General features: G+C 64.9%; 20 protein-coding genes. All 20 read right to left on the reverse strand.

The genetic code is table 11. The features are described from left to right. Window position 1: 1 nt before the first annotated feature. Entirely contained in the window at window positions 2-793 is a 792-nt protein-coding gene (locus AB3M81_RS17900) for a hypothetical protein (RefSeq protein WP_412905298.1), read from the reverse strand. Beyond that, complete coding sequence (locus AB3M81_RS17905; RefSeq protein ID WP_412905299.1) at window positions 790-1,533, reverse strand: GmrSD restriction endonuclease domain-containing protein; 744 nt, start codon at window positions 1,531-1,533, stop codon at window positions 790-792. The genes AB3M81_RS17900 and AB3M81_RS17905 overlap by 4 nt, the downstream gene beginning before the upstream one ends. A 196-nt stretch (window positions 1,534-1,729) precedes the next feature. Then, window positions 1,730-2,203, reverse strand: coding sequence for a hypothetical protein (locus AB3M81_RS17910; RefSeq protein WP_412905300.1), 474 nt, complete (start codon window positions 2,201-2,203; stop codon window positions 1,730-1,732). After that, window positions 2,200-2,556: a hypothetical protein gene (locus AB3M81_RS17915; RefSeq protein ID WP_412905301.1), complete on the reverse strand. Its 357-nt coding sequence runs from the start codon at window positions 2,554-2,556 to the stop codon at window positions 2,200-2,202. Before AB3M81_RS17915 ends, AB3M81_RS17910 begins: the two co-directional genes overlap by 4 nt. A gap of 23 nt (window positions 2,557-2,579) precedes the next feature. After that, entirely contained in the window at window positions 2,580-2,864 is a 285-nt protein-coding gene (locus AB3M81_RS17920) for a hypothetical protein (protein WP_412905302.1), read from the reverse strand. After that, window positions 2,861-3,034, reverse strand: coding sequence for a hypothetical protein (locus tag AB3M81_RS17925; protein ID WP_412905303.1), 174 nt, complete (start codon window positions 3,032-3,034; stop codon window positions 2,861-2,863). The genes AB3M81_RS17920 and AB3M81_RS17925 overlap by 4 nt, the downstream gene beginning before the upstream one ends. Further along, window positions 3,031-3,285, reverse strand: coding sequence for a hypothetical protein (locus tag AB3M81_RS17930; protein WP_412905304.1), 255 nt, complete (start codon window positions 3,283-3,285; stop codon window positions 3,031-3,033). Before AB3M81_RS17930 ends, AB3M81_RS17925 begins: the two co-directional genes overlap by 4 nt. Next, on the reverse strand, window positions 3,285-3,827 hold the full coding sequence (locus AB3M81_RS17935) for a hypothetical protein (RefSeq protein ID WP_412905305.1): 543 nt from the start codon (window positions 3,825-3,827) through the stop codon (window positions 3,285-3,287). The genes AB3M81_RS17930 and AB3M81_RS17935 overlap by 1 nt, the downstream gene beginning before the upstream one ends. Window positions 3,828-3,868: 41 nt before the next feature. Beyond that, the gene (locus AB3M81_RS17940) at window positions 3,869-5,350 is read right to left on the reverse strand and encodes a CCA tRNA nucleotidyltransferase (protein WP_412905306.1); all 1,482 of its coding nucleotides are present in this window, start codon (window positions 5,348-5,350) and stop codon (window positions 3,869-3,871) included. Further along, window positions 5,347-5,745 carry a hypothetical protein gene (locus tag AB3M81_RS17945; RefSeq protein ID WP_412905307.1) on the reverse strand — a complete coding sequence of 133 codons (399 nt, stop codon included), beginning with the start codon at window positions 5,743-5,745 and terminating at the stop codon, window positions 5,347-5,349. Before AB3M81_RS17945 ends, AB3M81_RS17940 begins: the two co-directional genes overlap by 4 nt. Further along, complete coding sequence (locus AB3M81_RS17950) at window positions 5,742-6,152, reverse strand: hypothetical protein (RefSeq protein ID WP_412905308.1); 411 nt, start codon at window positions 6,150-6,152, stop codon at window positions 5,742-5,744. The genes AB3M81_RS17945 and AB3M81_RS17950 overlap by 4 nt, the downstream gene beginning before the upstream one ends. A 161-nt stretch (window positions 6,153-6,313) precedes the next feature. Then, window positions 6,314-6,598 (reverse strand): hypothetical protein, encoded by a 285-nt coding sequence (locus AB3M81_RS17955; protein WP_412905309.1) that lies wholly within the window; start codon window positions 6,596-6,598, stop codon window positions 6,314-6,316. Between the two features lie 62 nt (window positions 6,599-6,660). Further along, window positions 6,661-6,933 (reverse strand): hypothetical protein, encoded by a 273-nt coding sequence (locus AB3M81_RS17960; protein ID WP_412905310.1) that lies wholly within the window; start codon window positions 6,931-6,933, stop codon window positions 6,661-6,663. A gap of 18 nt (window positions 6,934-6,951) precedes the next feature. After that, a complete protein-coding gene (locus AB3M81_RS17965) occupies window positions 6,952-7,437 on the reverse strand; it encodes an NUDIX domain-containing protein (RefSeq protein ID WP_412905311.1) in 486 nt (161 codons plus the stop codon). Continuing rightward, window positions 7,434-7,766: a hypothetical protein gene (locus AB3M81_RS17970; RefSeq protein WP_412905312.1), complete on the reverse strand. Its 333-nt coding sequence runs from the start codon at window positions 7,764-7,766 to the stop codon at window positions 7,434-7,436. The genes AB3M81_RS17965 and AB3M81_RS17970 overlap by 4 nt, the downstream gene beginning before the upstream one ends. A gap of 35 nt (window positions 7,767-7,801) precedes the next feature. Further along, a complete protein-coding gene (locus tag AB3M81_RS17975) occupies window positions 7,802-8,095 on the reverse strand; it encodes a hypothetical protein (protein WP_412905313.1) in 294 nt (97 codons plus the stop codon). Then, window positions 8,092-8,403, reverse strand: a complete 312-nt coding sequence (locus tag AB3M81_RS17980; RefSeq protein ID WP_412905314.1) for a hypothetical protein — start codon at window positions 8,401-8,403, stop codon at window positions 8,092-8,094. Before AB3M81_RS17980 ends, AB3M81_RS17975 begins: the two co-directional genes overlap by 4 nt. Beyond that, complete coding sequence (locus AB3M81_RS17985) at window positions 8,400-8,681, reverse strand: hypothetical protein (RefSeq protein ID WP_412905315.1); 282 nt, start codon at window positions 8,679-8,681, stop codon at window positions 8,400-8,402. Before AB3M81_RS17985 ends, AB3M81_RS17980 begins: the two co-directional genes overlap by 4 nt. After that, window positions 8,678-8,842: a hypothetical protein gene (locus tag AB3M81_RS17990; protein WP_412905316.1), complete on the reverse strand. Its 165-nt coding sequence runs from the start codon at window positions 8,840-8,842 to the stop codon at window positions 8,678-8,680. Before AB3M81_RS17990 ends, AB3M81_RS17985 begins: the two co-directional genes overlap by 4 nt. A gap of 114 nt (window positions 8,843-8,956) precedes the next feature. Beyond that, on the reverse strand, window positions 8,957-9,481 hold the full coding sequence (locus AB3M81_RS17995) for a hypothetical protein (protein WP_412905317.1): 525 nt from the start codon (window positions 9,479-9,481) through the stop codon (window positions 8,957-8,959). Window positions 9,482-9,707: the final 226 nt, after the last annotated feature.

Raw genomic sequence — 9,707 nt, forward strand, 5'->3', positions numbered from 1 at the left:
GTCAGCCGACCGTCCCGTCATCTTCGAGATCTTCGGACCAGCGGATGAACTCCAACAGTTCCGCCTGCTGGTAGTCGTCCATCACGTTTGACAACTGGTTGGACGATCGGGAGTCCGGGAACTGGCCCAGTACCTTGCGTACCGCCATCTTCCGGGCACGCCGGGCCGCCTCGCTATAGGTGACACCACGCTCCGCGACGAGATTGTCGATCTCCGTCCAGATGCCTGCGCGAGCCTCACGCTTCATCAGGGTCGTGTAGTCGTTGCTGGTCAACCGTCGACCGCTCCCCAACTTCTCGGTGATGAACTCCCGCTGCTTTGCGAGTGTGCGATGCGAGAACCCGGACTGCTCAGCGACGACCTTGTCGGCTTCGGTCTGCACCGGGTCCACGGCCTCGACACCGTTCAAGCGGGCAGCGATGCGTCCCTTGGTGCGGGCGTCGAGACGGCGGTCGTCGGCCAACTTGCGGAGCGTCTCGTCGCTCGAGGCTGGGTGGTTCGCGACCATCTCGGCGATGCCCTGCTCATGGTCAGCCCACGAGAAGTCGTCCTCGGTGAGCATCTGGACGGCCTTCGCGGTCGTCTTGTCGCCCGCGTGCGCGACGCCGAGTGCCGCGTCGATGGAGATGAGACCGTCATCGACACTCTTGGCGAGCAACTGGTCCGGCATCGAGGACGTGTCGGGGCCCTCAGGAACGACGATCCTCATCGGCGAGGTCGCCTCGGGCTTCGGCGCGGTCGGCTGGAACCCCTGCTTGCCCTTCTTGACGTTCAGATCCTTGCGGGCGGTCATCGGTTGTCCTCCTTGGTGAATGCGCGAGCCTTGTCCAAGTCCGCGTCGGTGTGGGCGGTGCCGCCGGTGTTCAGGCGCATGTACAACTCCGCTTCGGCCTCCACGGACCCCAACTTGCCCTCCACGACTGCGAAGTGCATGCGCGACTCGATGAGGCGACGACCGACGTCGGTGAGGTTCTCGTTGGTGACGTACGGGCCGTCCTCGGTCTCGATGGTCGTGTCGATGAACTCGTCCTCGAACCACGACGCCGGGACCGGGAGCCGACCGGCCTGCCAGTCCATGCCCGCCTCGATGCGCTGCTTGCCGTCCACGACCGCGTACATGCCCTTGCCGGTCTTCGGGTCGGGCTTCTCGTCGGTCCAACCGATGTGGAACCGGTCATTGACGACCAACGCCGGGATGGGGACGCCGGACAGCCACGACTTGACGAGGTTCTGCTTCTGCTCGGCCGACCACACCGACGGACGCTGGTAGGCCGGGTTGATGTCGATCTGGCCTTCCTCGGCCAGACGGATCATCTCGCGGGCGGACCGCTGCTGGGCCTGCAGGTTCAGCCGCTCGAGGGGCTTGTCACTCTGGCGGGTGCCCGACGAAGGAAGGAACGCCGAGATGTCGAACTTCGGCTCGGCCGTGTCGATGTCGATGGTGTCCTTCACGGGGACGCCCTTCTTGGTCTCTTGGAACCCCTGAACGCCGGGCTCGACGTTCACCGGCTTGCCGTGCTTTCCGATGGTCATGCCATGAGGGTATGCGGGGCTCAGGCCGGGCAGTTCGAAGCCGCGTGCCCCTGCCGTATCGACTTCGCCGCGGCGAACCCATGCTCCGGGCAGTCCGGCCTTGAACCAGCAACCGCCAACCCGCAGACGCCCTTCTCGCACGGGCACGAGTCCTCGAGCCGGGTGCCAGTGAACGACCGACCGATGTGCATGCCGTTCACTGCTCGATCCTTGATTCGAGCGCCCACCGCATCTCCTCGTCCAGACGCTCATCGGCCACAAACGCCTTCAACATGCGCGGATGCGTGTCCACGTGGTTCGCGATCGCTGTGACCGCTGCGGTGAACTCGCCCGGGTCTTGCAAGGACTGGGCCTTGCGCGCCGCGACCACCACCACACGCGCGTCGGACCTCGGGTCATCGAGCGCTTCCGGTACCGACATCCGACCCGTCGCCACGGCGGCGATGAGGTCCACGCTGCCGCTCTTGGTTTCCGGCGCGGGACGCCCGGACGCCAACGTCGGCTCGGCCGGGGACAAGACGACGGCGCCGACGGTGCCTCGCTCAGCCAACAACGCCTCGACCGCAGCCATCAACATGTCCTCGGTCAGGGACGTAACGGCGAGCGCCTTGACCGACTTGTACTGCGCGATCGCGTCGGAGACGAGAACGCCAGTCGGGTCGACGCTCATGCCTCACCGCCGTACGGGTTCGCGACGTCGATCGTCAAAGGGACACCACCGACGCGAGGTTCGGCATGCGCGAGCGCAGTCTGCACCCCGACACGCCACGCCAGTGCCTCGCGACCGTACCCGCCGAGGAGGCCTTGGTCGTCCATGAGTTCAAGGACCGCACGCAGACCGTGCTCGGTACGCAGTCCCTCCATGCCGTGACGGTCGGCGTCCTCCCATGCCTTCTTGAACGCCTCGATCATCTCCTCGGTCGGCTCGGTGATGTCCGCCGGGAGGATCCCGTTGTCCTGCCGGAACTCGCGGATATGTCGGTCCGCCGCCTGCCCGGGAGTCTCGCTACTGCTCAGTTTCATGGGTCTGAACATGCGGCGAGAACTCAGGGCACGTTCGGCTTCTTCACGAACCCTTCACCGGCCAGCCACGCAGCCAGCCACGCGATCTCGTCGTCGGACGGCTTGGAGAACGTGAAGTTCTCGTCCTGCCCCTCGATGTCGTACCCCATGTGCAGCGACGCTGAGATGTCCGTGGCGGACTGGTCGTAGTCGGGGAGCGCGGCGATGAGGCTGCCAAGCGCGTCCGTGAGCATGTCCTCGACCTCGGTGGTGCCGCGGGTGTCGCGCGCCTTGCGGTACTCGTCGAACGCTTGTGCTGCCTTCGTCACTTCTCGTCCTTCGGTTTCGGCGGCCAGTAGACCGGATCGGTCAGAGTCCTACGCCGGGTGTACACCGGCTCGAACAGTGGATGGAGCCCGGGGCGGCCCGGGAGGAACGCGATCGGGAACAGGTCCGGCTTCACCACCATGACCGGCTTCGGGGTACTGAGGTCGTTCACAGATTGCTCCCGAACTCGATCGCGCGACGCAAGACAGCCAACGCACACGCGATCTGGGTGTCGGTCGCGACGCCAGCGTAGGCGCCGTCGGCGACCGCGCCTTCCATCGTTCGCACGACAAACCCCCAATCCAGCAGCGGGGAACCCAACGTGAGGCACTCGTTGCGGAACGCGAGTGCGTCCCGCAGGACAGGGTTCATCAGTGAACCGACTGGCGTGCCGGTGGCCTGCTCGACACCCATGACGGTCATCAGGAGGCCTGTCCGTTCGCTTCGGCCTCGGCGATCTCGTCGAGCGCGGCGCACGCCTTCTCGATCTGGTTGGGGGTGGCGACGCCGACGTACACGCCGCCTGCGACGGCGCGCTTCACGACCCGGACGACGTGCGCCCAGTCCTTCGGGTCGTCCATCGACATCCGCTCGTTGCGGTAGATGAGAGCGTCACGCAGTACCGGGTTCACCGAAGTTGTGTACGGCTCGACGTGGCTCGCGACGCCGACCACGGTCTCCTCCACCGCGTCAGCGAACCGGCGGGCGTCCGCAGCCATCACACTGTCACCAGAGATGTACCCCCAGTACGCGGTGTCCTCACCGCATACCCGGGCGATGATCGAGGCCTGCGCGGCGCCAATGAGTACAGCCCGGTTCACACCGACGATCGCTTCGGTCTGCTCAGCGAGGACAGCCTTCAACGCGTCCGCGAGCATGTCTTCGGTACGGGAGGTGCCCAGACCGGTCCGGACGACGTTCTCGTACTGGGCGAGTGCGTCAGCGACCTTCTGCTTGGTGCTCATCGTGTCCCCTTCGTAGGTTCACGCACATCAAGCCCGGACGGTCACCGGATCCGATCGGTGAACCACGCGAGAGCACCAACCTCGTCATCGAACACGCCCTCGTCTTGGGCGTTCAACGCGTCCTCGAGGATGGGCCGGAACGCCGGTCCCGGTCGCATCCCCGCCGCGATCAGGTGATCTCCGGTCAAGAGAGGCTTCATCTTCGGGCCCTCATCGAGTTCGACGGCCTTCCAGCCCGACACGTCCGGGTCCACCGACGCGGCCCCGCGGCCAGCACGGTCCGCGCGCCGCACCAGCAACCACTGGTCCAACGTCGCCGGTGCGAGGTTCCGCATCAACTTGCGCACCACCGCCGGTCGCGGCTTGACCGGCATGTCCACCGAGTCCATGTGATGCTCGACCAACTTCTCGACCTTGCCGATGACGTGGTGCGGGGCGTCCATGCCGTGCAGGAACTCACGCACGGGCTTCACACCGCCCTCGGCGTGGCCACGCGAGTGGATGCGCGTCTCGCCGTTCTCATCGGCCTCGATCTGTGTGTACTCAGCCTTGCCGAAGTCGTGGCACAGGGTCGCGAGGACGACGATCTCACGTTCCTCACCGTCGATACCCGCGGCCTTGCAGAACTCGATCGCCTTGTCGGCCGCCTGACCCGTGTGGTCCCACACGGTCCCCTCGGGGTGCCAGCGAGGATCCTGCGGGACGTCACGCAGCACGGCCAACTCGGGGAAGTGCTCGATCCAGCCGGTGTCAACGAGAGCCTTCAACGACGCCGTCATCGACGTGCCCTCCCCCGCCATCCGGCGCCACTCCTTCCACACGCGGTCGGCTGAGATGGTCCCGTACTTGTCGGAGATGGCTCGGCAGTACGCCGCGGTGTCGGGGTGGACCTGCATGTTGAACCGGCCAGCGAACCGTGCCGCGCGCATGACACGAAGTGGGTCTTCGTCGAACTTGTCCGAGACGTGTCTGAGGATCCCGTCACGTAGGTCGCGGCGGCCGCCCCAATGGTCGATGACCAGACCAGTGGCCGGGTCGTACATCATCGCGTTGATGGTGAAGTCGCGTCGCGCGGAGGCGACCTCGGTGGACGCGTGCGGGTCGGCGATGACCTCGAAGTCACGGTGTCCTTCACCGGTCTTGCGTTCGGTGCGCGGCAGGGCGACGTCGAAGTCCTCCCCATCGACGAGCACCTTCGTCATGACAAACGACGAACCGACCTCGTCGACGCGGCCGACCTTGCGGAGCGAAGCCACCACGTCGGAGGTCTCGATGCCGTACACCTCGATGTCGACGTCCTTGGGGTGCTTGTCGCCCAGCAGCGCGTCGCGGACACACCCGCCGACCATGAGTGGGTGACCGCCGATGTCGGTGAGCGCGTCGAGCACCCGTTGGGTTGCGGGGGTGACGTCGATGAGCGGGACCGAGGAGTCGAGGGTGATCTTGGATGACTCACCTCGACGCACAGGGTCGAACATGCCGCCGTTGCCGGGCTTGCCGGTGTCCTTGCGTCGGGTCGTCATCGTCCGAACTCCTCAGCCAGTCGTGACAGCATCGACTCGGCGGCGTCCCACTGGCCGTCGGACATGTCGGAGTGGTCGATGTCGTGCACCGAATGCACCAGCGAGTACAGGATCGCCTTGCCCTCGTTGTCGGTGAACACGCCACCGTGGGTCGGGTCGGCTTCCAGTTCGTAGAACAGGGCCTCGGCGAGTCGGTGCTCCTTCACGCCCCAGCCGTACACGCCGCCCGCGTGGTTGTCGTCGACCTGTGCCAGCAGCGTGTTGTGGATGATGAGTCGGTGGTCGCGGTCGAACCGGGTCGTGAAGTCGTCCGGGTCGGTGACCGTGACCGCGGACGGTTCGCTGCGGGGATCTTCGGTCCACTGTCCGTTGGTGGCGCGCGGCTGTCCGGTCATCGGCGGTAATCCTCTCGGAGCGCATTGAGCATCTCCTCGGCGGCGTCCCACTGTTCCATCGTCGGGGAGCAACTGCCGATCTTGTGGATTCGGTAGCCGATGATGTCGCGCAACGCCGCCCCTTGCGTCTGAGTCAGGTTCCCCTGCAAAGTCACGTCGTTGGTCAGCGTCTCGTGGATGTCTTCGGCGGCTTCCCAGTGAGATTCCGCCCACCGGTTCATGTTGTCGTCGTGGTCCTCCAAGTGAGCGAGAAGGACGCCGTAGATGACGCGCCGGTCCGTGATGGGGAACATCGCAGGGAAGTCCTCGGGAGCGTGCGAACCCATGAAGGACAGGTCAGGCCGGATGGGTTCGCCGCGGCGTTCCTCGGTCCATGTGCCGTTCATGGCGCGCGGCTGGTCGGTCATCAGTCTGCTCTCGTCAGTGTTGCGGGGTACGTCATGAAGGGTGTGCGGTCAGTTCCACCAGAAGAAGACAACCGCAACGAGGTCCAAGGCACCGTCAAACACGTCTGCCACACGGTCACGGAAGGAACACTTGGGCTTCTCGTTCCTGCGGCGGCGTCCCATCAAGTGAGGGACTGGTAGTGCTCGTCGACAGCCGAAGCGCAATCGAGCATGTCGGCCCAGCACCCACCGGCGTCGAACACGAGGTGGTCACCGGTCTCGAAAACGGTCCGGTCCGGATCAGACACGGCAACCGCGATCTGCTTCGAGCCGTCCTTGGATTCGGTTACGGTGAGACCGGAGGTGGCGAAGTACTTCTCGATGACCTCGTTGATGTTCTCCTCGGTCACCTCGATGATGGTGACCGGCTCGACACGCGGGACGTACTTCTTGGCGACGATGGGCACGGCAGGGCTCCCGTTCAGGTTCAGGTGACGGTCAGTAGTTGACATGCGGCGGGAACGGCGCCTCACGCGTTGACGGCGGTGTATCGCTTGATGAGCGCGGCCTCGCCCTCGAACGTGTCGAGCCAGTCGAAATGCTCGTCGAACACGAGGAAGTCGCCGGGCATGCACATGAGAGTGTCCGCCGAGGTGAGCGCCACCTTCTGGCCGTCCCTCTCACCGAGATGCACCCCGAGACCGAGGAGGTGCTTGTCGATGACTTCGCCGATGTTCTCGACGGTCACCTCGATGACGTTCACCTTGACGCGCGGGACGTACTGCTTGACGACGATGCTCACTGTGACTGTCCTTCGCGGTCAGGCGGTGGCTCGATGGATGAGTTCGCGGTGATCGAACGCGATGGGCAGATACGACAGGTCGTTCGGGTGAACCCAGCGGGCGTCGGCGGCGTCGTCACCAGCGGCGAGCATGTCGTCCACGTTCTTCGGGGCGACGGCGACATACACGATGCTGATGGCGTGACCGCGCGGGTCACGCCCCGGCTTGTCCGCGACCGTCATGAGACGCAGTTCGGAAGCCGGGATGTCGATGCCGGTCTCCTCGCGCAGTTCACGAGACGCAGCCTCGGCCGTCGTCTCACCTGCGTCCACGAAACCGCCGGGCAGGGCCCAGTGGTCCTTGAACGGGTAGTTGCCGCGCTGGATGAGCAGCACCTCACCGAATCGGTCATCGACACGACCGATGAGGACGTCGACGGTCACCATCGTGACGGGGTACTTCTTCGGGTCGTACTCGGCGAGGAACTTCGCCTCGTCCGGGCCGGACGGAACGTAGTCGTTCATGAGTTCTCCTTCACAGGCCAGACGACCTCGGTGGTGTACGCGGGTTGGTACTTCTCGGCGGGGACGCTCGGGTCGGAATGGATTCCGATGAGGGCGTCGAAGTGCTCGTCGAACACGAGGACGTACCCGACGGCGAACGCCTCACCACCGGGGATGACCCAGTAGGCGACCCGGCCACCGGTGTGCGGGTGCACCTTCTGCCAGCAGTCGCGGCCGTTCACGAACTCGATGACGTCAGCGATGTTGTCCTCGGTGACCTCGATGGTCGCGACCTTCGGCAGAGGCTTGGGCTCCTGCATCGTGAACGAGAGACGCTCGTAGGTGGTCATGACTCATTCAAGCCCGGCCGGGGCTCGAGGTTCGATCAGTGCTCGTCGACCCGCTCGTACATCGCGTTCAGGTCGTACTGGTTGGTCGACTTGAACCATCCGCCTTCGCTGTTGAACAGCAGGACGTCACCGACGGTGAACGCGACGTCGCCGGTCGACCAGTGAACGGTGGGTCCGCCGTCGAACTTCGCGAACGGGCTCTGACCCGCGCTGATGTGTTCGGCGAGGGTTCCGATGTTCGCTTCGGTGACCTCGATGGCCTGAACGTCGGGCTTCGGCTTGGGTCGGTAGGTGATGAACGTGAGGTTCTTGGCGGGATCTCCGCTCACGTCTGGCTCACCCTGCCAGCAGGAACCTTCGGGCCGAGCCACACGTCGAGCACCTCATCGACAGGTGTGGACAGGTTGTAGGTCTTGCCGGACATCGTCTCGATAATGCAGCCGAGCGACTCACCTGTGTCGGGGTCGGTGATAGGCATGACGGACTCGATGGCGTTCACGCCGAGCACGCGACCGTTGCTCATCTTGATGGCGGCGGTCCGGGTGACGCTGGTGGTCCACGTGCCGAGCGGGTGGGGATGCGGTTCACGCACCTCGGACTCTGCCTTCTCGGTGGCCTGCTGGGTTCGGAACCTCATGCGCGCTCGTAGTACTTCTTGAAGATGTCCATGCGGTGCGGCTCGTAGACGTGCGCGACGGCGCCGTCCTTGCGGAGCACGAGCAGGTCGCCGACGTCGAGAGCAGCCATGTCGGTGCCCTTGCGGTACGCGGTGGTGTCGCCGGACGCGTACTCCCAACCCCGATCGTCACACTGGTTGACGTAGGCGACGACCTCGGCGATGTTGTTGGCGGTCACCTCGATGACGTCGAAGCGTCGGTCGTCACGGGGTCGGTACTCGGTGAACTTCAAACTCATGCTGCGACCTTCCTCTTGCGTCGTGTCTTCGGCTTGGATGTCTCATCGACGGCCTCCTCCTCCTCGGCCTGCACCTCATCGAGGAGTCGCTGCTGCTCGGCCTCCCACTCGGCACGGGCCCGCTCACGCGCGATGGCCTCGTCGATGAGCCGGTTACCCACGTCGGATCCGGTGTGGCAGACGCACTCGCATCGGGCGCCTCCGGTCCACGGGCCGGGCATGCACTTGTGATGGGGCACCTTCTCCCCTGAACACCATCCGGACTTCGCCACGGTTCAGCCCTCCACCGCGTTGGTACCGAAGAAGACCTGCAGCATGTCCATCGGGGCGATGTCCATTGCGGCGGCGAGTTCGATCATGAGCCCGTCGATGATCCTTAGGGTCATGGCGGTCGCGTCGGTGAAGTCGGTCCAGCAGTCGGCCGGGTCGAACTCGGGCCCGGGTCGGCCAGCGGCCCGGGCGGAGTCGAACGCGAACAGCAATTGCCGGGCGACGATCAACGCTGCGGGTCGGTCGGGGTGACGGTCGAGCGCCTCGACGATGGGGTTCACGATGTCGAGTTGGGTGCGGTCGGTCTCGTCGGAGACGTGGTGGACGAGCGCAGTCAGGAAGCCAATCGTGGAGCCGAGGATGGTCGCCGAGGAGAAGTCGTCCCCGGCGTCTCCGATGATGGAGTGGATTTGCCGGTCGAAGAAGTCGATGTCCGTGTCGGTCTCGGAGTGGGACTTCGCCATCTGCGCGGTCACCAGCGAGGTGACGGTCTCGACGAGTTGCAGGTCGATGCCGGTGCGGTCGCTCACGCGTGGGCCTTTCGGTTGCTCATACGGGTTCCAAGGCCGGTGGTGTGCGGTGACCGATCAAGGATCGTGCATTCCAAAACGGAATAATGTTATGCACAGGCGGCTGTGGACAAAGTGGTGCATAAGTGGTAGCGGGGTCTGGTGAGACGCTTGGCTCCAGTGGCTCCAGCGTGGCTCCAGAAAATCGAGGGAATCTGGAGCCAAGATTCTTACTGGCATTGGAGGG

The sequence above is a fragment of the Aeromicrobium jepli genome, assembly GCF_047246605.1.
Classification (GTDB): domain Bacteria; phylum Actinomycetota; class Actinomycetes; order Propionibacteriales; family Nocardioidaceae; genus Aeromicrobium.

Excerpts from the sequence above, each read along its gene's own strand:
- AB3M81_RS17935 (WP_412905305.1), bottom strand. The coding sequence starts at position 3,827 with ATGAGCACCAAGCAGAAGGTCGCTGACGCACTCGCCCAGTACGAGAAC.
- AB3M81_RS17950 (WP_412905308.1), bottom strand. The coding sequence starts at position 6,152 with ATGACCGACCAGCCGCGCGCCATGAACGGCACATGGACCGAGGAACGC.
- AB3M81_RS17900 (WP_412905298.1), bottom strand. The coding sequence starts at position 793 with ATGACCGCCCGCAAGGATCTGAACGTCAAGAAGGGCAAGCAGGGGTTC.
- AB3M81_RS17965 (WP_412905311.1), bottom strand. The coding sequence starts at position 7,437 with ATGAACGACTACGTTCCGTCCGGCCCGGACGAGGCGAAGTTCCTCGCC.
- AB3M81_RS17915 (WP_412905301.1), bottom strand. The coding sequence starts at position 2,556 with ATGAAACTGAGCAGTAGCGAGACTCCCGGGCAGGCGGCGGACCGACAT.
- AB3M81_RS17970 (WP_412905312.1), bottom strand. The coding sequence starts at position 7,766 with ATGACCACCTACGAGCGTCTCTCGTTCACGATGCAGGAGCCCAAGCCT.
- AB3M81_RS17980 (WP_412905314.1), bottom strand. The coding sequence starts at position 8,403 with ATGAGGTTCCGAACCCAGCAGGCCACCGAGAAGGCAGAGTCCGAGGTG.
- AB3M81_RS17910 (WP_412905300.1), bottom strand. The coding sequence starts at position 2,203 with ATGAGCGTCGACCCGACTGGCGTTCTCGTCTCCGACGCGATCGCGCAG.
- AB3M81_RS17945 (WP_412905307.1), bottom strand. The coding sequence starts at position 5,745 with ATGACCGGACAGCCGCGCGCCACCAACGGACAGTGGACCGAAGATCCC.
- AB3M81_RS17940 (WP_412905306.1), bottom strand. The coding sequence starts at position 5,350 with ATGACGACCCGACGCAAGGACACCGGCAAGCCCGGCAACGGCGGCATG.
- AB3M81_RS17985 (WP_412905315.1), bottom strand. The coding sequence starts at position 8,681 with ATGAGTTTGAAGTTCACCGAGTACCGACCCCGTGACGACCGACGCTTC.
- AB3M81_RS17930 (WP_412905304.1), bottom strand. The coding sequence starts at position 3,285 with ATGACCGTCATGGGTGTCGAGCAGGCCACCGGCACGCCAGTCGGTTCA.
- AB3M81_RS17905 (WP_412905299.1), bottom strand. The coding sequence starts at position 1,533 with ATGACCATCGGAAAGCACGGCAAGCCGGTGAACGTCGAGCCCGGCGTT.